A 19,311-nucleotide genomic window follows, 5' to 3' on the forward strand; every position below is an offset into this window, starting at 1 on the left:
GGCCGGGGAGACCGATTTCAGCGATTCTCGAGGGTGGCGCTGGCCAAACCGGGAAAGTCTGTAATCAGGCTGTCTACGCCGAAGTCGGCGAGTCGGAGCATCAGCGCCGGCTCGTTGACTGTCCACACCGACACATGCAACCCCTGGCGCTGGGCCTTGGCCAGGCGCTCGGGGGTGCAGTGCGTCCAGTTCAGCGCCAGCAGTTCGCAACCGTAGTTCTGCGCGACCTTCAACGGGTCGAGCCAGGTGTATTCCGCGACCAGCCCGCGGGACACGTCCGGGGTCAGCTCCAGGGCGGCGCCCAGCACCTCCCGCGAGCTTGAGGTGATGGTGACCTTGTCCAGCAGGCCGAAGCGCTGGGCCATTTCGCGAATCGCCAGCACCGTGGTGGCAGCGCGGGTGCGCGAGGCACTCTTGACCTCCAGCTGCCAGTGGTCGAAATCACATTTCTCGAACAGCTCTTCCAGGCGTGGGATCGGGCAGGGGTTGACCCAGCCCGGGCCGCCCTTGCGCGCATCGTAGGTCACCAGGTCGGCGGCGCTGTGCTCCACCACCTTGCCGCCACGGCCGGTGGTGCGCTTGAGGCTGGGGTCATGAATGACCATCAGCTCGTTGTCGGAGGACAGGTGCAGGTCCAGCTCGCAACGGCGAACGCCGTGGCTCAGGCATTGCTGGAAACTGGTCAGGGTATTCTCGGGGGCTTCGCCCTTGGCGCCGCGGTGGCCGTAAATCAGGGTCACGTTCGTTCCTTCAAGCAAGACGGAAAATCAGGAGGCAGGCGGGGTGTTCTGTTCCAGTGCCTGGCGGCGTTGCAGTGCCTGTTTCTGCAGGATATAGCGCGCCAGCAACTGGCGCTGGGCGTCGGTCATCTCGACGAATTCGGCGCCGATGTCGAACAGGCCATCAGCGGCCTTGTCGCAGTGGGTCACCTTGGCCCGCAGCAGCAGGCCCAGGGCCTGGGGCATCAGCACCATCTTCACCGAGACGCGGCTGCCGGCGGTGATGGCCTGGGCCTGGTGCACCTCGACGCCACCTTCGGAGAGAGTCACCGGGCGCGCCTCGCCGATCTGCCCCAGCAGGGTTTGCGCAACCACGGCGCTGAGCAGGTCGATGCGTTTGTTCTGGGCCTTGAGAAAAGCTGCCAGGGTGCGGTCCTTGTCACTGAGCTGGCGCAGCAGGTGCTGGGACTCGAACTCGCTCAGGTGCAGTTCGCTGAGCAGGTTGAAGAGTGGTGAAGCATCTTGCAACAACTCGCCGCCCAAGGCCTCGGCGGCGCTCAGAGGGGTAATTTCCAGTGCGATCCTGTCCTCGATACGGTAGTATTCGCGGCGATCTTCTTCATCTAATGTCGACATGGCGAACCCATGGTAGCGGCGGTGGTCTGAGTGTAAAGCTGCTATTCAAGCCCCGCCACAAGGACGTTCCTCTTTCCTCCGAACAAGCCCCGACATGTTCAGACCTCTTTTCGTATTTATCGGTACGCGTTACACCCGTGCCAAACGTCGCAATCACTTCGTCTCGTTCATTTCGCTGACCTCGATGATCGGCCTCGCCCTGGGCGTGGTGGTGATGATCGTGGTGCTGTCGGTGATGAATGGCTTCGATCATGAAATGCGTACCCGCGTATTGGGCATGGTGCCCCATGCCACCCTCGAGACCGGACAGCCGATCAGCGACTGGCCAGCCCTTGCCGATACAGTAAAGCAGAACCCGGCGGTGCTGGCGGTGGCGCCGTTCACCCAGATGCAGGGCCTGCTTACCCATGACGGCAAGGTACAGAAGGTGCTGCTCAACGGTATTGACCCGGCGCAAGAGCGCAAGGTGTCGATCATCGACGACTTCGTGCGCGAGGGTAAGCTCGACGCGCTGGCGCCGGGCAGCTTCGGCATCATGATCGGCGACAAGGCCGCAGCCAAGCTGGGCGTGGGCATCGGCGACAAGCTGACCTTCGTCGCCCCCGAGGTCACCGTGACCCCGGCCGGCATGTTCCCGCGCATGAAGCGCTTCACCGTGGTCGGCATCTTCCACGTGGGCGCCGGCGAGATCGACGGCTACCTTGGCCTGACCAACCTGTCGGACCTGTCGCGCCTGCACCGCTGGAAGGCCGACCAGGTGCAGGGCCTGCGCCTGAAGTTCGACGACCTGTTCCAGGCACCCCGCGAGGCCTGGAACATCGCCCAGAAGCTGGGCGAGCACGAGTTCTACGCCCGTGACTGGACCCGCAGCCATGGCAACCTGTACCAGGCCATCCGCATGGAAAAAGCCATGATCGGCCTGCTGTTGCTGCTGATTGTCGCGGTGGCGGCGTTCAACATCATTTCCACCCTGGTGATGGTGGTCAACGACAAGAAGGGCGACATCGCCATCTTGCGCACGCTGGGCTCCACGCCGGGTCAGATCATGGCCATCTTCATGGTGCAGGGCACCGTGATCGGCGTGGTCGGCACCCTGATCGGCGCCGTGGTCGGCATCGCCGCCGCGCTCAACGTGAGTGCAGCGATTGCCGGCCTCGAGCGGTTGATGGGGCACAAGTTCCTCAACGCCGACGTGTACTTCATCGACTACCTGCCGTCCCAGGTCATGGCCGAAGACGTGTGGATGGTCTGCGGTGCGGCGCTGGTCCTGAGTTTCCTCGCCACCCTGTATCCGGCCTGGCGTGCGGCGCGCACCCAGCCTGCGGAGGCGCTACGTTATGAGTGAGTTGGGCATGAGTGATAAAGCAGTGCTGAGTTGCCGCAACCTGGGCAAGTCCTACGAGGAAGGCCCGGAGTCGGTGCAAGTGTTGTCGGGCCTGCAGCTGGAGCTGCACCCGGGTGAGCGCGTGGCGATCGTCGGCAGTTCAGGGTCGGGCAAGAGTACCTTGCTCAACCTGCTGGGTGGCCTCGATACCCCGACCCAGGGCAGCGTATGGCTGGCCGGTGAAGAGCTGTCGGCGCTGGGCGAGCGTGCACGTGGCCTGCTGCGCAACCGCGCACTGGGCTTCGTCTACCAGTTCCACCACCTGCTGCCGGAGTTCACCGCGCTGGAGAACGTGTGCATGCCGCTGCTGATCGGCCGCACGCCGATCCCCGAGGCGCGCGAACGTGCCGAGGCGCTGCTCACGCGTGTCGGCCTGGGCCATCGCCTGACGCACAAGCCATCCGAGCTGTCCGGCGGCGAGCGTCAGCGCGTGGCGATTGCCCGGGCGCTGGTCAACCGGCCCGGGCTGGTGATGCTCGACGAGCCTACCGGCAACCTCGACCACCACACCGCACAGGGCATCCAGGACCTGATGCAGGAGCTGAGCAGCTCCTCGCAGACCGCGTTCCTGGTGGTGACCCACGACCTCAACCTGGCGCGGCAGATGGACCGTGTGCTGCGCCTGGAAGACGGGCGTCTGGTTTCGATCTGACCTGGCAGTACAGGTGGCCCGCCGTGCATGGCGGGCCCCTTGTCTCTTTTCTTTACCTGGGTGCTTCAGTTCATGTTCAGACCCTTGTCAATTTTCATCGGTGCGCGTTACACCCGTGCCAAGCGCCGCAACCATTTCATCTCGTTCATCTCGATGACCTCGATGATCGGCCTGTCCCTGGGCGTGCTGGCGATGATCGTGGTGCTGTCGGTGATGAACGGCTTCCAGCGTGAAATGAGTGCGCGGATCCTGGGCATGGTGCCGCATGCCGCCGTGCTGGGCGCCCAGCCGCTGGACAACTGGCAGGCGGTGGCCGATGCCGCGTTGAAGAACCCCGAAGTGCTGGCCGCTGCGCCGCTGACCGAGATGGAAGGCATGCTCTCCTACAAGGGCGCGATGCAGCCGATCCAGATCAGCGGCATCGACCCTGCGCAGGAAGGCAAGGTCTCGATCGTGGCCGACCACATCGTTCAGGGCCGGCTCGACGACCTAAAGCCGGGCGAGTTCGGCGTGGTGGTAGGCGAGATGACGGCGCGTCGGTTTGGCCTCAGGGTCGGTGACAAGCTGACCCTGATCGTGCCCGAGGTGAGCACCGCGCCTGGCGGCATCACCCCGCGCATGCAGCGCCTCAACGTGGTCGGCGTGTTCAAGGTGGGCGCCGAGCTGGATGGCTCCATGGGCCTGATCCACATGGCCGATGCGGCGAGCATGCAGCGCTGGGCGCCAAACCAGGTGCAGGGCGTGCGGCTCAAGGTCAAGGACCTGTATGCCGCGCCGCAGGTGTCCAGGGCGATAGTGGGCGAACTGGGCGAGCAGTACCGTGCCGATGACTGGACCCACACCCAGGGCAGCCTGTTCAGTGCCATGAAGATGGAAAAGACCATGATCGGCCTGCTGCTGATGATGATCATTGCGGTGGCGGCGTTCAACATCATCGCCACCCTGATCATGGTGGTGAACGACAAGGGCGCGGACATCGCCATCCTGCGTACCATCGGCGCGACGCCGGCGCAGATAATGGGTACGTTCATGGTGCAGGGCAGCCTGATCGGTGTGGTGGGCACCTTGATCGGTGGTGTGCTCGGCGTGATCGCGGCGCTCAATGTGAGCCAGATCGTCGGCTGGCTGGAGCGGGTCAGCGGGCAGCATATCTTTACCTCGGACGTGTACTTCATCAGTACGCTGCCATCGGAACTGCAATGGGGCGATGTGGCGCTGATCTGCACGGCGGGGTTGGTGATGAGCTTTCTGGCCACCCTGTATCCGGCGTGGCGTGCTTCGCAGGTCGAGCCGGCGTACGCCTTGCGGTACGAGTGATGCCACCGCTCTTGTAGGAGCCGGCGTTTCCGGCGAAGCGGACACACTGCCTGGCCATGTTCAGGCATGTCGCATGCGCCGATTCGCCGGCAACGCCGGCTCCTACAGGGCTGCGTTGTGTTCCGGCAAGTCGATCAGGAACCGCGTCCACCCCTGCGCCGATTCGGCACTGATCACCCCACCGTGCGCCTGCACGATCGAACGGGTGATCGCCAGCCCCAGCCCCGCATGTTCGCTGCTGCCTTCCCGGCGTGCCGGGTCGGCCCGGTAGAACCGGTCGAACAGCCGCGGCAATAGCGCTGCATCGATCGGCGCCCCGCGATTGGCCACCACCAGGCGAACCCTGCCATCACCCTGCGCAATCTCGACCCGTATCTCGCCCTGTGCCGGGGTAAAGCGCAGCGCGTTGTCCAGCAGGTTGGACAGGGCCCGTCGCAGCATGTTGCGGTCTCCCGTCAGCTCGGCCAGCCCTTCGCGGCTCAGGCTGATCTGTGCATCCTCGGCCAATGGCGCGTAGTACTCGATCAAGGCATCGGCCTCCTGGTCCAGCGCCAGGGGCTCGCGATTGGGCATCAGCAGGCCGTGGTCAGCCTTGGCCAGGTACAGCATGTCGTTGACCAGTTGCGCCATCCATTGCAGTTCCTCGAGGTTGCCGTGCAATGCCTCGCGATACTCCTCCAGGCTGCGCGGGCGGGTGAGGGTGACCTGGGTGTGGGTCAGCAGGTTGGACAGCGGCGTGCGCAGCTCGTGGGCAATGTCGGCCGAGAAGGCCGACAGGCGCTGGAAGGCATCGTCCAGACGTTCGAGCATGGCATTCATGGTGCCGGCCAGTTGCGCCAGCTCTGGCGGCATCTGGGCCTGGGGCAGGCGTGTGGTCAGCGAGCGCGCCGAAACGCCGGCTGCCACCTCGCCCATCCGGCGCAGCGGACGCAAGCCACGGCGCACGGCCCAGGCACCGAGCAGCGCGGTGGCCAGCGCCGAAAGGCCCATCGTCAGCCAGATCAGGCGCTGCATGCGTTGCAGAAAGTGCTGGTGGTGGGTGATATCCAGAAACAGGGTGAGCCGGCTGCCGCCTTCAAGCACCACGCACAGGCTGCGAAAATCCATGCCCTCGCTGCGCAGGGTGCTCAGGCCCGGTGTGTCGGGTGCGTCAGGCAGGCCGGGGCGGCTGGCAAACCACTGCGCCCCGTCGCTGCCACGAATGCGCAGTGCAAGGTCGGCCTGGTGGCTCAGCTCGCCGCGCAGCAGCGGTAGCCGCGCTGCCAGGCTCGGGCGGTCGTGCACGCCGACAAGTGCCTGGCGCAGTACCGACAGGCGACTGTCGAGCAACTGCTGATCGAGCTCGATGAAGTGGGCCTCGCTGGCCCGGCTGAACAGGAGCCCCGCCGCCAGTGATACCGCCGCCGTGCAGGCGGCGAACAACAGCGCCAGGCGTGCGCCCAGGGACAATCTGCGCATCACGCCGGGCGCTCCTCGAGCACGTAGCCCATGCCGCGCACGGTGTGGATCAGCTTGTTGTCGTGGCCATCGTCGACCTTCAGGCGCAGGCGCCGGATCGCCACTTCGATCACGTTGGTGTCGCTGTCGAAGTTCATGTCCCACACCTGCGAGGCGATCAGCGATTTGGGCAGCACCTCGCCCTGGCGGCGCAGCAGCAGTTCGAGCAGGGCGAACTCCTTGGCGGTGAGGTCGATGCGTGCCCCGGCGCGTTCCACCCGGCGGCGAATCAGGTCCAGGCGCAGGTCGGCCAGGTTCAGGGTGGTTTCCTGGGGCGGGCTGGCGCCGCGGCGCAGCAGGGTGCGGACCCGCGCCAGCAGTTCGGAGAACGCAAAGGGTTTGATCAGGTAGTCGTCGGCGCCCAGTTCCAGGCCATGCACGCGGTCCTCTACCGCATCGCGGGCCGTGAGGAACAGCACCGGGGTGTCGAAGCCGGCCTCGCGCACGGCCTGCAGAATCTGCCAGCCGTCACGCCCGGGGAGCATCACGTCGAGAATCAGCAGGTCGTAGTCGCCGCTCAGGGCCAGGTGCTGACCGGTATCGCCGTCGGTGGCCAGTTCGGTGCTGAAGCCGGCTTCGTTGAGGCCCTGGCGCAGGTAGAGGCCGGTCTTGGGCTGGTCTTCGACGATCAACAGTTTCATGGGCTTCTCGGCAGCGTTGGGGGCTGGGTTTATACCCTGTGGCAGGGTGCGCGGGGCAAAGCTGACAAAGTTGTAATGTTTTCGTCAGGTGGTTGCCAGCGGCAGTTTTCTACAGTGCGGGGCATGAGCTTGCACATGATAGAGGATGCACGATGAAACGCTTGATGATCGCGAGCGCCCTGGCGCTGTGGAGCTTGCCGCTGCTGGCGGCACCCGGGCACGAGTACGCCTTCGGCAAGCCGGCTGCGGCGGCGCAGGCCACGCGCACGGTGGAGGTCGTGATGGGCGACATGTACTTCGAGCCGCGCGCGCTGCAGGTCAAGGCCGGCGAAACGGTGCGTTTCGTGCTGGTGAACAACGGCCAGGTGCCCCACGAGTTCAACCTGGGGGATGCGGCCATGCACGCCCGGCACCAGCAGGAGATGCTCGCCATGCAGGGGCAGATGGATCATTCGGCAATGGGACATGGCGGCATGAATCATGGCGGTGATGATCATGGTGCGATGGGTAGCGGCGACATGCAGCATGACGACCCGAACATGGTGATGGTGGCGCCGGGCAAGCGCGCCGAACTGACCTGGACCTTCAGCCAGAGCACGCCGATCGAGTTCGCCTGCAACGTGCCGGGGCATTACCAGGCTGGCATGGTGGGCAAGCTGACTATCGCCAAATGACCAATGCAGCGCGCAAACCCGATAAACTAGACCAATTTCGTCCTTCAGGTTTGAGCCATGCATCCCGCCGCCGAACATTCGCCACTGGGCAAGTCCAGTGAATACATCAGCACCTACACGCCGTCGCTGCTGTTCCCCATCCCGCGTGCAGCCAAATGGGCCGAGCTTGGGGTCACCGCGCAAACGTTGCCGTGGTCGGGTGTGGATTACTGGAACTGCTTCGAGCTGTCCTGGCTGCTGCCTTCGGGCAAGCCGGTGGTGGCCATCGGCGAGTTCGCCATCCCGGCCGATTCGCCGGCCATCATCGAGTCCAAGTCGTTCAAGCTGTACCTGAACTCGCTGAACCAGACCGAGTTCGCCTCGGCGCAGGCGGTGCAGGCCTGTCTGGTCAAGGACCTGTCTGCGGCAGCCGGCAAGCCGGTAGGGGTGCGTATCCGCAGCCTGGCCGAGGTTCAGCGCGAGGGTGTGATGGCGCTGCCGGGCACCTGCATCGATGACCTGGAGGTCAGCATCAGCAACTACGAGCAGCCCCAACCGGAGCTGCTGTGCTGCGATGCCGAGCGTGTGGTGGAAGAGACCCTGCACAGCCATCTGCTCAAATCCAACTGCCCGGTGACCGGGCAGCCGGACTGGGGCAGCGTGACCGTCCATTACCGTGGCGCGGCGCTGGACCATGCCAGCCTGCTGACCTACCTGATCAGCTTCCGTCAGCATGCCGACTTCCACGAGCAATGCGTGGAACGTATCTACCTGGACCTCAAGCGCCTGCTCAACCCCGAAACCCTCACGGTGTATGCGCGCTACGTGCGCCGGGGCGGGCTGGACATCAACCCGTACCGCAGCACCGGGCCGGTCACCCTGAAGAACCTGCGCCTGGTTCGCCAGTAACGAAAAAGCCCCGTCCAGTGTGACGGGGCTTTCGTTTTTGCCGCGGGGTTCAGATGCCCATGCTTTGCAGGCTCTGAACGATGTTGCGCAGGGTGGCGGTCAGGCCCGGGTGCTCGACCTCGAAACGTTCGACGGCGAGGTTGACGCCGTCGACCAGGTTGTTGTCCGGGGTTACGGCCTCCAGTTCGATTTTTGCTTGGATCTGCGCCATCAGTTCGTGCAGCTCGACACGCTCCTGTTCCGAGAGCGGTGGGTTTTGCTCCAGTTGCTCGCGCAGGGCGTCGAGTTGCGCTTGAAGTTCGCGGGCAGGCATGGGTGTTCTCCCTCTATGAATAGGCTCAGACATGGACCCCGCGCGCGGGCGAAAGGTCCGTGCCTCGCTGTTCAGGTTAATCCACCCGGCGCCGCTTTGCATGACCCTGATCAATGTGCCTGTATCAGGGTTTTTCGCCCTTGAGGCGGCGCAGGCCGATATCGGCCAGGCAATCGGCCAGTTGTTCCAGCTGGTCGATCACCGAATGCACCCCCAGCCCGAACAGGTGAACGGTAGCCTTGCCTCGCTTGAGTTCGCGCTCGCGTTCCTCCAGTGCCTGCCAGGTAGCCTCGTCCAGCCCGCACAGCGAGCCGCACGAGGCCAGGCCCACGGTCCACAGCCCGGCGTTGAGCCCGGCCTGCAGCAGGCGCGGCTCGCCGCTGACCAGCACGCAGCCATCGAGCCGGTCGGCCTTGAGCTGCATCAGGGCGTGCCAGCAGGCATCCGGCGCGGGCCAGGGCGCGTGGCCGGTGGTATCCGGTCGGCGCACCCAGGCGGGCAGCGCCTGGCTCAGGTGCTGGCCCAGGGCAGCCGGCAGTTCGTCGAGCCAGGCACAGGGCACGCCGTGTTCCCGCAGCCAGTGCAGGGCGGGCAGGGCGCCTGGTGTAGGCCTGGCCGGTGCGTTGCCGGGCGCCTGGCATCGTGCGCCGAAGTCGACCAGGCAGCCGCGCAGGCCGAACAGCACGGCGGTGAAGGCGGGGGAATGGGGCATGGCAACGTCCCTGAAATAACCAGCAAGCCTAACGTCGGGGTGTGACCGTGGCGTGACGCTTTGATGACCTTCAGGCGGCTTTCACAAAATATCGACGCAGGTTGGAGGAAGCTGCCTAATCTGCCAGAGAGGCTTTATACTTGTTTCCTTTTGGCTGTCGACGGCCTGATGCCGGCGCAGTGCAATGTTTGCCTAGGAGAAATTTTATGCGTGGGATCGGTGCTGGCGTGATCGATCGTATGACCCGTGCCTGTGTCTGCGCGAGCCTGCTGCTGGCGCCGGTACTGGCCCAGGCGGCGACCGAGGAAGACCCGTGGGAGAGCATCAACCGGCCGATCTTCCGGTTCAACGACACGATCGATACCTACGCGCTCAAGCCGCTGGCCCAGGGCTACCAGTGGGTGACGCCGCAGTTTCTCGAGGACGGCATCCACAACATGTTCCGCAACCTCGGTGACGTGACCAACCTTGCCAACAACGTGTTGCAGCTCAAGCCCCACGCAGCCGGCGTGGATACCGCGCGGTTGATCGTCAACACCACCTTCGGCCTGGCCGGCTTCTTCGATGTGGGTACCAAGATGGGCCTGCAGCGCAGCGACGAGGACTTCGGCCAGACCCTCGGCTACTGGGGTGTAGGCAGTGGCCCGTACGTGATGCTGCCGCTGCTTGGGCCGAGCACCGTGCGCGATGCGATCGCCAAGTACCCGGACACCTACACCGAACCCTACCGCTACATGGACCATGTGCCCACCCGCAACACCGCAATCGCGGTGGACGTGGTGGACACCCGTGCCAGCCTGCTGTCAGCCGAGAAGATGATCCGTGGCGACAAGTACAGCTTCATCCGCAACGCCTACCTGCAGAACCGCGAGTTCAAGGTCAAGGACGGGGATGTAAAAGACGATTTCTGATCGTGATGCATGAAAAAGGCGGCCATGGCCGCCTTTTTCATGCCTGCTGTTCAGCTCATCGCAAGGATCTTGAGGCCCAGCTTCTGCTGGCCCTGGGGCTGATCGGCAATCCACACCACTTGCGTTGTGGCGTGCAGGCCCTTGAGTGAAGGGTGGTCCGAATCGATGCTGACGCTGAGGTTGTCTCCAACCTGAAAGGTTTTCGCTGCCTGTACCTGCATGCCGCTGCTCGAGAGGTCCAGGCACACCGCCGCAATCACTTGCTCGGCATGTATCAGGGTAACGTCGGTATCTACCCGCATCCTGATGAAATCACGCTTCTCGCTATAGTCGGCGTGGTTCTGGCTCATGCCTGCATCCTTCCATTGGGTTGCGATAGAAGGGGTTTTTATAACTCCCGGTGATTTGTGCTGTAAAGAGCACAGGCGACCATCGGTGCATGCTTGAAACCCCCGGCGGATGGGAGTACCGTCTGCGCCTTACAGGGCACCTCTGACATTTGCCGGGCAGGCCTTTTGTCCTACACCTGAAATGCAAGAGTGGCTAGAAGTGAATCCAGTAAGCGGGCCTCGTTTTGCCTGGCCGCCTACCCCAACCTATTTCTGGCGCCGTTTGCCCACATGCAGAAAAACAGTGCAACGCTGCTGATAATCGATGATGACGATGTAGTGCGTGCGAGCCTCGCCGCCTACCTGGAAGACAGCGGCTTCAGCGTCCTGCAGGCAAGCAACGGCCAGCAGGGTCTCCAGGTCTTCGAGCAGGAACAGCCTGATCTGGTGATCTGCGATCTGCGCATGCCGCAAATGGGCGGCCTGGAGCTGATTCGCCAGGTTACCGAGCGTGCCCCCGACCTGCCGGTGATCGTGGTGTCGGGCGCGGGCGTGATGAACGATGCCGTCGAAGCGTTGCGCCTGGGTGCTGCCGACTACCTGATCAAGCCCCTGGAAGACCTGGCAGTGCTGGAGCACTCGGTTCGCCGGGCGTTGGATCGGGCGCATCTGGTACTGGAAAACCAGCGTTACCGCGACAAGCTCGAAACCGCCAACCGTGAGCTGGAGGCCAGCCTGCACCTGCTGCAGGAAGACCAGACTGCCGGGCGCCAGGTGCAGATGAACATGCTGCCGGAGAACCCCTGGAAGGCCGGAGACCTGCGTTTCGAACACCAGATCATTCCGTCTCTGTACCTGTCTGGCGATTTCACCGATTACTTTCGTGTCGACGAGCGACGCGTGGCGTTCTACCTGGCCGACGTGTCCGGCCATGGTGCCTCCTCGGCGTTCGTGACTGTGCTGCTCAAGTTCATGACCACGCGCCTGCTGTTCGAATTCAAGCGCGCCGGCACCTTGCCCGAGTTCAAGCCGTCCGAGGTGCTCGGGCATATCAACCGCGGCCTGATCAATTGCAGGCTGGGCAAGCACGTGACCATGGTGGGCGGCGTGATCGACGAGCACACCGGCCTGATGACCTACAGCATCGGCGGCCATCTGCCGTTGCCGGTGCTGTACACCCCGGACGACACCCGGTACCTCGAAGGGCGCGGCCTGCCGGTGGGGCTGTTCGACGAGGCCACCTACCAGGATCACGTTCTGGAGTTGCCGCCGCAGTTCAGCCTCACATTGCTGTCTGATGGCATTCTGGACCTTTTGCCTGGCGACACACTCAAAGATAAGGAGGCTGCCTTGCCTGAAATCATCAAGGCAGCAGGTGGCAGCCTGGATGGGCTGCGCCAACGATTCGAATTGGCTACGCTTGGGGAGATGCCGGATGATATCGCCCTAATGGTGTTGAGCAGGAACCTTCAATGAGTACTGGAAGAATCCAGTTTGCCGAGCAGAATGGCACCTTTGTTCTGAAGTTCGTCGGTGAAGTGCGTCTGACCCTGTGTTCGGCGCTGGATGCAACGATTGAAAAGATCTTCACGGCGCTGAATTTCTCGGCGATCGTCATCGATCTTACCGAAACCAACAGTATCGACAGCACCACTCTGGGCCTGCTGGCCAAGTTGTCGATCCTGTCGCGGCAGAAGGTCGGCCTGCTGCCCACGGTGGTGACTACCCATGCCGATATCACCCGGCTTCTGCAGTCGATGGGGTTCGATCAGGTGTTCAACATCGTCGATCGTCCAATCCCGTGCCCCGAGTGCCTGACCGATCTGCCGTCCCAGGACCAGAACGAAGAGGTAGTGCGCGCCAAGGTGCTGGAAGCGCACAAGATCCTCATGGGCCTGAACGACTCCAACCGCGAAGCCTTCCACGACCTGGTCAACGCCCTGGAGCGGACCTGATCGATCCTGGCGCCCTGTAGCGGGCGCCGAACTCACCTTTTCATTCAGCCTCGCGGGGAAACTCCGTGGGCGGCGCGCCGTTGGCGTTGAGCTGGAAGATGCGCTCGGGCTGCCCCTGCGCGTTGAAGAACACCTGGCCCAGCCCGGCGCTGTTCCACAGGCGCTCGCCGGCCTTGCTGTGCGCGGGTGTACGCGGCACCACCTGCATCAGGCGGCGCTTGGTGAACCAGTTCAACGGTGATCGTGGGGCGTAGAGCCAGCGATTGAGTCGGTCGAACACATCGAGCAGCCGGCGCGGGAATTCGTTCTTGATGCCGCTGCTGGTGATCTGCCACAGGTGCGGGGCGCCGCGTTTGTGACGAATCATTACCTCGTAAACGAAAGAATAGTGCACGTCGCCCGAGAGGATCACGTAATGCCCTGGCGTGCGCGAGTGACGGAAGATATTCAGGATCACCTGTGCCGCCCCCCGGTGCGCCATCCAGTTCTCGGCGTCCACCAGCAGCGGATAGCCGCACCAGCTGAACACGCGCTGGATGGTTTCGATCAGCTTCACGCCAAACAGCGGGGCGGGGGAGACGATGATGGCCGAGGGGTGGTCCAGCAAGGCCTGCTGTAGTTCGCACAGCGCTTCCCAGTCCAGCAGCCCGGAGGGCTTTTGCAGCTTGCTCTCGCTGCGCCAGCGACGTGTGCGGGTATCGAGTACCAGCAGCGCAGGCTGGGTGGGCAGCACGAAGTGCCATTCCTGAAAGCGCAGCAGCTGTTTGATCAGGCCATCTTGCGCAGCGCGGTCGAAATAGCCGTCGTCATCGGCGCTGTGGCTCAGGGCCTGGCAGCTTTGCAGCAGCTCGCCAAACACGTCCGGGTTGTTGCCCCAGCCCTGGCAGAGCATGTAGCCGATCAGCGCGTTGCCGATGATGCGCCGCGAGAAGGCGTGCCCGTAGGCGGTTTCTTCCCATTGGGCCGAGAGGTTCCAGTCGTCGGTGATGTCGTGGGCGTCTCAGTCGGAAGCCTGAGGAGTATGGACAGCAACTGGAAGCTAGAAAATGCAGCGTTTCCGTCGAAATCACAGCTAGTCCATATGGACTAGCTCAAATATGGACATTTTTTACAGAATTGTCCATAGGGGCTCTGCCTCGCTCAGAGCAGTGGTCACTCGCTACGGGAATCTGCGCTAGTACAAAAGCATTCCGTTGCAGCCTACCTATGGTGGGGGATTTCGCATTCGCCAAAGCCTCCGGTTGGTTAGTCTGATTTGGCATTTGTCAGGATTGAGTCTGAATCGCCCCTGGTTTCCTAGACACTCTCCAAGCTCAGGAAATAGCGTTTCTCATACTCTACTGGAGACAGCTGCATAGCACTGCTGTGTCGGCGTTTAGGGTTATAGAACATCTCGATGTAATCGAAAATATCACTTCGGGCTTCTTCACGGGTTGTGTAGATCTTTCGTCGGACTCGCTCCCGCTTCAAAAGCTGGAAAAAGCTCTCGGCTACGGCATTGTCGTGGCAGTTTCCCCGCCGGCTCATGCTGCTGATTACATTGTTGGCCTTCAAGAAACTTTGCCAATCCGAGCTACTGAACTGACTGCCTTGATCTGAGTGAATCATCACTTGCTGCTGAGGCTTGCGTCGCCAAACAGCCATCAACATCGCGTCGATAGCTAGGTCGCTGCTCATCCTTGGCTTCATTGACCAACCAATTACTTGGCGTGAGAACAGATCCAGCACTACCGCGAGGTAGAGCCACCCTTCATAGGTGCGGATGTAAGTGATATCTGTCACCCAGACCTTGTTCGGCTCACTGACCTTGAACTGCCGCGCGAGGTGGTTGGGCGAGGCCACTGTTGGTTTTCCACCATAGAACCCTGGACGCCGCCGATAGCCCGTTTGAGAACGCAGCCCCTCCGCCTGCATCAAGCGCCCGACTCGATTTCGACCGCATTCCTCTCCCAGCTCACGCAGGTCATCGTGAATTTTGCGGTAGCCGTATACACCTCCGCTTTCCAGCCAAGCGTGTTTGATCAAGCCAAGCAGACGTTGATCTTCTTTTGCTCGGGAAGATTGAGGCTCGGCCAGCCAGGCGTAATAACCGCTGGGGTGCACCTTGAGGGTATGGCAAAGGCGCCGCACCGGGTAATCAGTCGAGTGCTTCTTGATGAAGGCGTACTTCAGCCGCACTCCTTGGCAAAGTACGCGGCGGCCTTTTTTAAGATGTCTCGCTCTTCCGTCACGCGCTTGAGTTCAGCGCGTAGCTTGCGCAGTTCGGCCTGCTGATCGTCGTCTTGCTGACGCTGCTCTTGGGGCTTGCTGTAGACCTTGATCCAGGCGTAAAGGCTGTGCACGGACATACCCAGGCGCTGGGCGACATCGGCGACAGGTTTGCCTTTCTCGGTCACTTGCTTGACCGCTTCGATCTTGAATTCTTCGGGGTAACGCTGACGACTCATGGCTCCTCCTATTTGGGCCTCATTATGAGGCTTGGAGGTGTCTACGAAACTAGGGGCGATTCATGCATGCAGTATGGTTTGAGCACATCTGGATATCATAGGCCGCGTCTGTAATTCAGGGGGTTAGCGATGTTGATAAACCCGCTCCGTGAGCTGCTGTATTCACTCTGGGTTTTTCCATGCAAATATATATTTCTGATTCAAAATATGGCTAGGCGCAAACTGGCATGTAGGGCTGGTGAATATACCGGGCTGGCTCTGTTCTAAACGGTTTATAAGTGCCAATATTCTCAGGCGTTCCTTTATTGATAGCTTGAATTTGGGATGCAATGGGCTATGTTACGGAGACGGCAACGTTGGCTTGATGTGATGCTGATTTTTCCAACAGAGGGCGTAGTGGTCCAGTACTCTCTGCACTGGTGTCTATTGATGCCGGAACGTGCCATGAAGCATTCCGCTTGTCGTAACGGTAGAGTAAATATGATTGTTCGAGGTTGATTCGACTGATCATAAGCCGAACCAAATTGTAAATTGCATCACGGGGGCAAACGGTCCTAGGAGGAAGCCTTCGTCGAAAGTTTCCACAAGTCATAGTAAAAGTTGAGCGGCTTTGTCAATCAGCATCAGTTCCTTGGGCTTATCTATGCTGCAGTCGATCGGGTTGATGTGGATGACCACGACGCACGCCGCCAATGCGAGGTCGGAAAAACAGGCGGCTTGCATGACTCCCCTTGAGGAGACAATCGCCAGCAGAGTGACAAAATGCCGCGTCGGCTGCGTGCCGGCCTTCCAGGGCCTCGCCGTACCACACCATGCCAGACGCAGTTGGCCATTGCAGTGGATACAGCGCGACGGCTCGGCCAGTTAGCCGTCCAGGGTGACGATCTGCTCAACGTTGCTGAGGGCGGCGGTACGACGAGAGGCGAATCATTTGGGCGTCATCAGACTGCCATGCAGATACACGACGCGCTGACTGCCGGCACGTCATGCAGTTCATCAGCATTATGAGTGCTTACCTTTACCCGGTATCGGCTGTCAGCCAGGCGAGCAATTGCTTGGTGCGCCGCATTGGGTTGTGCCTACAGCAATTGATGGCGAGCCTCGAGGTACCAGATCCACACTAGCGCAAGGCACCTACGACAGTCACTGACGTTTCCAGGCGGTCGCCTTTGGCTCTAATTCTGGCGAGCGGTCAAAGTAAAAAGCCCGCCGAAATCGGCGGGCTTATCAATTGTCTCCAAGGGGAGGCGGAGCGCCAACAAATCTCGGAGCCAGCCCTCATAGCATACTCCAGTTTGGCGACAACTGGGGGCCAGTGGGGTGCTTGCTGCTGGTTTGCCACACCGTATACGACTAAATCAAGGCATGGTGGGTCTAGGAAAAACCCGTCATTCACCGTCGCGGAACCAATCGTTCCGGCTGGCCAGGCCCAGTTCCACTTCGCTGGGGATGGGGTTGCTTTCGAACAGATGCGCTGTCCGCCGCTCCTGTTTGAGACAGGCGAGGGGGGTAAAGAAGCAGCGCTCGCACAGGTGCACTTCATAGCGCTCGCCGTCGTGCGCCGTCCCATAACCCCACTGAGCTTCCAACGTCCCGAACTGCAGGTTGCCGCTCGCCTGCCGAGTGGACTCATCACAGATATCACAGCGCAAATCGGTCACGGCCTCCTGTTCCACGCGTCCCAGGATCTTCATGAGGTTATCTCGTTCGTCAGCGTAACTTTAAGCGTAGAAGTTGGCGGCTTGCGCACTGGGCCATCGGTCGCAAGGCCTAAGGCCTTACAGGTCAGGCTGCGCAGCGGCTCACCGCTACGCTGAGAAGTGGTTGCACCTCGGGCGCTGTGCCGGGCGAACGCAGTCTACTGCGCAAGATCGCTAGCCGGGTTTGGCGAAGGTGGCTGTCGATGGCCTGTGAGAGATCTCTCTGCGAATATTGCTCGCACGCGGAAGCCGTCGTGGTCAGATTGCTACTGCCCGCTCTCGGAGTTCGGTATTCAAAATTCGATCGTTTTCGCTATAGTCGACTGGACAGTCGATCACGTGCACGCCTGGGTTGGAAATGCAGCGATCGAGCAGCGGTAGCAAAGCATCAGCGCTTTCTACACGGTAACCGTTGGCGCCGTAGGACTCGGCGTATTTAACGAAGTCCGGGTTCCCATAGTCCAGGCCGAAATCGGTGAAGCCCATGTTGGCTTGCTTCCAGCGGATCATGCCGTAGCCGTCGTCGCGCAGGATCACCACGGTGATGTGCATGCCCATACGGACGGCGGTTTCCAGTTCCTGGCTGTTCATCATGAAACCACCATCGCCGCAGACCGAGATCACTGGACGGTCCGGGTGCACCAGGTGCGCCGCCATCGCCGATGGCAGGCCGGCTCCCATGGTTGCCAGCGCGTTGTCCAGCAGCACGGTGTTCGGGTTGTGCGCCTTGTAGTTGCGGGCGAACCAGATCTTGTAGATGCCGTTGTCCAGGGCAACAATGCCTTCGGGGGGCAGTACACGGCGGATATCGGCGACCAGGCGTTGCGGATAGATCGGGAAAGGGGTCATGCCGAGATAAAGGAAAATTAGGACATACGCGCTGCAACTGATTGTATTTAAATATTTTTCTAGCGTCGCTGAGCTGCTCAGGGTGGGCTTTATAGGCTTTTATAGTCAATTATAGAAACGGCTCTGAACGCCTGATTGAGGTTATGCCGAGGCAAGGGGGAAATTCACTCATTTGTCCTGTAACTCATTGTTATTAATGAGTTTATTTCGACAAGAGGGCGTGCCGAGATAAGGCAAAAATTAGGGCATTCGCTCTGTAACTTGCCGCACTTAAACGAACAGATTGGAAATCCTGCTCAAGCGAAGGCGCGCTTAGCGTAATGGCTTCAGCCAGATACCGCTGAGGATCAGTTCGGCCTGCTGCGAATTAAGTAGGCCGATCTGGAGTTGGCAAAGGTACTGGGGTGTCGGTATCAAGGCTCTGAGCCCAAGTCTCGACCAATGCGTGATCGATCACCAAACCCTCGCTCACGTCGGCCAATGCCTCGCGTGTTAGATCAGCGAGTCGTTGGTCGTGATTTATTGAATTGGCCATTCCCCGTCCATTTTGCCGTGCTCTGCTGCTAGCTGACGGGCGTTGGCTCTGAATAGCCCGTCTTCACGCCCTGGGTGGCCGCGTAATGGCGGGTTTGGAAAGCCAGGACATCCTGCATCTGCTTGCTGACGTCCTCTTCAAGCCCCCATTCATAGGCCAGCTTGTCGAGTTGGTAGCGAGAGACAAGCTGGGTCGCACGCGGTGAGCGCTCTGCTGGTTTCAGGTTTGACCAACTGCTGACAAAGCCTTTTAGGCGCGCGGCTTTGTCCGTTGATACACAGGGAAAGCGACGCAGCAGGTCGACGAGATAGAGGGCACGCAGCTTCTGTTCAGGCTCGCGCAGCTTGCCTGCCACTTCACGCTGCAGTACTGGCACGAGGTCGCGCTCTTCGTACCACAACTGCTTGGCGAGCTCCACAAGAGCATCGGACGCAACTTGGCTAAGACGCTGCTGGGTGACAGTCTCCAGAAGCGTGCCAAAGCTTTGTTTACGATCCAGACGTGGCATCTCGCCCATCCTCCAGGTACTTCGCTGTGACCAGTTTCAGGCAGCCTAGCATTGCACTTCGGTTGCCCACGGCATAATCGATTGCCTCTGTTGCTAGTGTAACAAACTGGCCGACATCGACACGGCCACATTCGATGAGCTGTTCGATATCAGATTGATCGTTTTCCGTAAAGCGGCCGAGCTTGGAGATGGCCAGATCCACGCCGGCGGCAACGAAGATATGTAGCGGCTGCTCACCCTCGAAACCCTCCATGGGGATGGCGCGCTCGCGGTAATCCTCGTGCAGTGGCCCGAGGGCATTGGTGTAGTTCTGGTCCAGGTACACCTGCAAGTCGCGGCCGTCGCCGTCCTCATATCCCTCTGGCGGTGTGTAGACGGCCATGATCTCGTCCTTACGCAGCACACGGGCCGCCTCGATCTCCGCATCGATGTCCGCACTACCACGCGCATGGGTGAGCAGGTGCACCGCGCAGCCGCCGAAGACGAAGACCTTGAGTGAGCCTGGCGGATTGCCATCCAGTAGCGGCAAGGCCCGGGCGAACAGATTACCAATGGCCTGGCCCAGCGGCGTAGTCAGCCGGACAGGTTCCGCAGCCCCCTCATCGGCAGTCTCAAGTAGTGTCATCTCCACCTCCGCTCAGTGC

The 19,311-nt window shown here is 61.3% G+C and carries 20 protein-coding genes and 2 pseudogenes; 8 read left to right on the forward strand and 14 right to left on the reverse strand.

Annotated features, from left to right (window positions below):
• Positions 1-17 precede the first annotated feature (17 nt).
• Together V9K84_RS03715 and V9K84_RS03720 are read right to left on the reverse strand one after the other, a co-directional pair.
• The gene (locus V9K84_RS03715; protein ID WP_043864554.1) at positions 18-740 is read right to left on the reverse strand and encodes a glycerophosphodiester phosphodiesterase; all 723 of its coding nucleotides are present in this window, start codon (positions 738-740) and stop codon (positions 18-20) included.
• A gap of 27 nt (positions 741-767) precedes the next feature.
• The gene (locus V9K84_RS03720) at positions 768-1,355 is read right to left on the reverse strand and encodes a PilZ domain-containing protein (RefSeq protein WP_043864553.1); all 588 of its coding nucleotides are present in this window, start codon (positions 1,353-1,355) and stop codon (positions 768-770) included.
• A gap of 94 nt (positions 1,356-1,449) precedes the next feature.
• Between V9K84_RS03720 and V9K84_RS03725 the strand changes: the two genes are divergently transcribed.
• The 3 genes from V9K84_RS03725 to V9K84_RS03735 all read left to right on the forward strand — a co-directional run bounded on the left by V9K84_RS03725 (position 1,450) and on the right by V9K84_RS03735 (position 4,708).
• Complete coding sequence (locus V9K84_RS03725) at positions 1,450-2,700, forward strand: lipoprotein-releasing ABC transporter permease subunit (protein ID WP_054916186.1); 1,251 nt, start codon at positions 1,450-1,452, stop codon at positions 2,698-2,700.
• Between the two features lie 7 nt (positions 2,701-2,707).
• Positions 2,708-3,391, forward strand: a complete 684-nt coding sequence (gene lolD, locus V9K84_RS03730) for a lipoprotein-releasing ABC transporter ATP-binding protein LolD (RefSeq protein WP_173925058.1) — start codon at positions 2,708-2,710, stop codon at positions 3,389-3,391.
• Positions 3,392-3,463: 72 nt separating this feature from the next.
• Complete coding sequence (locus V9K84_RS03735) at positions 3,464-4,708, forward strand: lipoprotein-releasing ABC transporter permease subunit (RefSeq protein ID WP_043864660.1); 1,245 nt, start codon at positions 3,464-3,466, stop codon at positions 4,706-4,708.
• Positions 4,709-4,810: 102 nt separating this feature from the next.
• On the opposite strand, the gene V9K84_RS03740 is transcribed toward V9K84_RS03735, so the two are convergent.
• Both V9K84_RS03740 and V9K84_RS03745 read right to left on the reverse strand, forming a co-directional pair.
• Positions 4,811-6,169: a heavy metal sensor histidine kinase gene (locus V9K84_RS03740; RefSeq protein ID WP_088514228.1), complete on the reverse strand. Its 1,359-nt coding sequence runs from the start codon at positions 6,167-6,169 to the stop codon at positions 4,811-4,813.
• Positions 6,166-6,846: a heavy metal response regulator transcription factor gene (locus V9K84_RS03745; protein ID WP_043864549.1), complete on the reverse strand. Its 681-nt coding sequence runs from the start codon at positions 6,844-6,846 to the stop codon at positions 6,166-6,168. The genes V9K84_RS03740 and V9K84_RS03745 overlap by 4 nt, the downstream gene beginning before the upstream one ends.
• Positions 6,847-6,998: 152 nt before the next feature.
• Here V9K84_RS03745 and V9K84_RS03750 point away from each other — a divergent pair, with 152 nt between their 5' ends.
• A complete protein-coding gene (locus tag V9K84_RS03750; protein WP_088514227.1) occupies positions 6,999-7,520 on the forward strand; it encodes a cupredoxin family protein in 522 nt (173 codons plus the stop codon).
• 57 nt (positions 7,521-7,577) lie between these two features.
• Positions 7,578-8,408, forward strand: a complete 831-nt coding sequence (queF, locus tag V9K84_RS03755) for an NADPH-dependent 7-cyano-7-deazaguanine reductase QueF (protein WP_088514226.1) — start codon at positions 7,578-7,580, stop codon at positions 8,406-8,408.
• Between the two features lie 49 nt (positions 8,409-8,457).
• Here the strand turns inward: queF and V9K84_RS03760 are convergent, their stop codons facing one another.
• Positions 8,458-8,721 (reverse strand): DUF4404 family protein, encoded by a 264-nt coding sequence (locus V9K84_RS03760; RefSeq protein ID WP_043864546.1) that lies wholly within the window; start codon positions 8,719-8,721, stop codon positions 8,458-8,460.
• Positions 8,722-8,845: 124 nt separating this feature from the next.
• Positions 8,846-9,433: a hypothetical protein gene (locus tag V9K84_RS03765; RefSeq protein ID WP_054916180.1), complete on the reverse strand. Its 588-nt coding sequence runs from the start codon at positions 9,431-9,433 to the stop codon at positions 8,846-8,848.
• Between the two features lie 206 nt (positions 9,434-9,639).
• Here V9K84_RS03765 and V9K84_RS03770 point away from each other — a divergent pair, with 206 nt between their 5' ends.
• On the forward strand, positions 9,640-10,344 hold the full coding sequence (locus tag V9K84_RS03770) for a VacJ family lipoprotein (protein ID WP_043864544.1): 705 nt from the start codon (positions 9,640-9,642) through the stop codon (positions 10,342-10,344).
• A 50-nt stretch (positions 10,345-10,394) separates the two neighbouring features.
• On the opposite strand, the gene V9K84_RS03775 is transcribed toward V9K84_RS03770, so the two are convergent.
• Entirely contained in the window at positions 10,395-10,694 is a 300-nt protein-coding gene (locus V9K84_RS03775; protein ID WP_043864543.1) for a PilZ domain-containing protein, read from the reverse strand.
• Positions 10,695-10,964: 270 nt separating this feature from the next.
• Here V9K84_RS03775 and rssB point away from each other — a divergent pair, with 270 nt between their 5' ends.
• Positions 10,965-12,149: a two-component system response regulator RssB gene (rssB, locus tag V9K84_RS03780; protein WP_043864542.1), complete on the forward strand. Its 1,185-nt coding sequence runs from the start codon at positions 10,965-10,967 to the stop codon at positions 12,147-12,149.
• The gene (rssC, locus tag V9K84_RS03785) at positions 12,146-12,628 is read left to right on the forward strand and encodes an anti-sigma factor antagonist RssC (RefSeq protein WP_043864541.1); all 483 of its coding nucleotides are present in this window, start codon (positions 12,146-12,148) and stop codon (positions 12,626-12,628) included. Before rssB ends, rssC begins: the two co-directional genes overlap by 4 nt.
• A 40-nt stretch (positions 12,629-12,668) precedes the next feature.
• Here rssC and V9K84_RS03790 read toward each other — a convergent pair.
• The 7 genes and pseudogenes from V9K84_RS03790 to V9K84_RS03820 all read right to left on the reverse strand — a co-directional run.
• A pseudogene (locus V9K84_RS03790) lies at positions 12,669-13,628 on the reverse strand (alkaline phosphatase family protein); the annotation flags it as partial.
• A 296-nt stretch (positions 13,629-13,924) separates the two neighbouring features.
• A protein-coding gene (locus tag V9K84_RS03795; RefSeq protein ID WP_095160079.1) for an IS3 family transposase occupies positions 13,925-15,075 on the reverse strand; the annotation gives its coding sequence in 2 pieces (ribosomal slippage) (positions 13,925-14,832 and positions 14,832-15,075; 1,152 coding nt in all).
• A 588-nt stretch (positions 15,076-15,663) separates the two neighbouring features.
• A complete protein-coding gene (locus V9K84_RS03800; protein WP_256212454.1) occupies positions 15,664-15,798 on the reverse strand; it encodes a hypothetical protein in 135 nt (44 codons plus the stop codon).
• A 665-nt stretch (positions 15,799-16,463) separates the two neighbouring features.
• Positions 16,464-16,769, reverse strand: coding sequence for a hypothetical protein (locus V9K84_RS03805; RefSeq protein WP_046787886.1), 306 nt, complete (start codon positions 16,767-16,769; stop codon positions 16,464-16,466).
• A 264-nt stretch (positions 16,770-17,033) separates the two neighbouring features.
• Positions 17,034-17,615, reverse strand: a pseudogene (locus tag V9K84_RS03810) (thiamine pyrophosphate-dependent enzyme); the annotation flags it as partial.
• A 572-nt stretch (positions 17,616-18,187) separates the two neighbouring features.
• The gene (locus V9K84_RS03815) at positions 18,188-18,667 is read right to left on the reverse strand and encodes a hypothetical protein (protein ID WP_004374702.1); all 480 of its coding nucleotides are present in this window, start codon (positions 18,665-18,667) and stop codon (positions 18,188-18,190) included.
• The gene (locus V9K84_RS03820) at positions 18,648-19,292 is read right to left on the reverse strand and encodes a DUF6036 family nucleotidyltransferase (protein ID WP_004577577.1); all 645 of its coding nucleotides are present in this window, start codon (positions 19,290-19,292) and stop codon (positions 18,648-18,650) included. The genes V9K84_RS03815 and V9K84_RS03820 overlap by 20 nt, the downstream gene beginning before the upstream one ends.
• Positions 19,293-19,311: the final 19 nt, after the last annotated feature.

This window comes from Pseudomonas sp. AE27 (assembly GCF_037113495.1).
Lineage (GTDB): Bacteria > Pseudomonadota > Gammaproteobacteria > Pseudomonadales > Pseudomonadaceae > Aquipseudomonas > Aquipseudomonas palmensis.

Bases quoted from the DNA above. Each gene is read 5' to 3' on its own strand.
- V9K84_RS03720 (WP_043864553.1), bottom strand. From the start codon at position 1,355: ATGTCGACATTAGATGAAGAAGATCGCCGCGAATACTACCGTATCGAG.
- V9K84_RS03725 (WP_054916186.1), top strand. From the start codon at position 1,450: ATGTTCAGACCTCTTTTCGTATTTATCGGTACGCGTTACACCCGTGCC.
- lolD (WP_173925058.1), top strand. From the start codon at position 2,708: ATGAGTGATAAAGCAGTGCTGAGTTGCCGCAACCTGGGCAAGTCCTAC.
- V9K84_RS03735 (WP_043864660.1), top strand. From the start codon at position 3,464: ATGTTCAGACCCTTGTCAATTTTCATCGGTGCGCGTTACACCCGTGCC.
- V9K84_RS03745 (WP_043864549.1), bottom strand. From the start codon at position 6,846: ATGAAACTGTTGATCGTCGAAGACCAGCCCAAGACCGGCCTCTACCTG.
- V9K84_RS03750 (WP_088514227.1), top strand. From the start codon at position 6,999: ATGAAACGCTTGATGATCGCGAGCGCCCTGGCGCTGTGGAGCTTGCCG.
- queF (WP_088514226.1), top strand. From the start codon at position 7,578: ATGCATCCCGCCGCCGAACATTCGCCACTGGGCAAGTCCAGTGAATAC.
- V9K84_RS03760 (WP_043864546.1), bottom strand. From the start codon at position 8,721: ATGCCTGCCCGCGAACTTCAAGCGCAACTCGACGCCCTGCGCGAGCAA.
- V9K84_RS03765 (WP_054916180.1), bottom strand. From the start codon at position 9,433: ATGCCCCATTCCCCCGCCTTCACCGCCGTGCTGTTCGGCCTGCGCGGC.
- V9K84_RS03770 (WP_043864544.1), top strand. From the start codon at position 9,640: ATGCGTGGGATCGGTGCTGGCGTGATCGATCGTATGACCCGTGCCTGT.
- V9K84_RS03775 (WP_043864543.1), bottom strand. From the start codon at position 10,694: ATGAGCCAGAACCACGCCGACTATAGCGAGAAGCGTGATTTCATCAGG.
- rssB (WP_043864542.1), top strand. From the start codon at position 10,965: ATGCAGAAAAACAGTGCAACGCTGCTGATAATCGATGATGACGATGTA.
- rssC (WP_043864541.1), top strand. From the start codon at position 12,146: ATGAGTACTGGAAGAATCCAGTTTGCCGAGCAGAATGGCACCTTTGTT.
- V9K84_RS03800 (WP_256212454.1), bottom strand. From the start codon at position 15,798: ATGCAAGCCGCCTGTTTTTCCGACCTCGCATTGGCGGCGTGCGTCGTG.
- V9K84_RS03805 (WP_046787886.1), bottom strand. From the start codon at position 16,769: ATGAAGATCCTGGGACGCGTGGAACAGGAGGCCGTGACCGATTTGCGC.
- V9K84_RS03815 (WP_004374702.1), bottom strand. From the start codon at position 18,667: ATGCCACGTCTGGATCGTAAACAAAGCTTTGGCACGCTTCTGGAGACT.
- V9K84_RS03820 (WP_004577577.1), bottom strand. From the start codon at position 19,292: ATGACACTACTTGAGACTGCCGATGAGGGGGCTGCGGAACCTGTCCGG.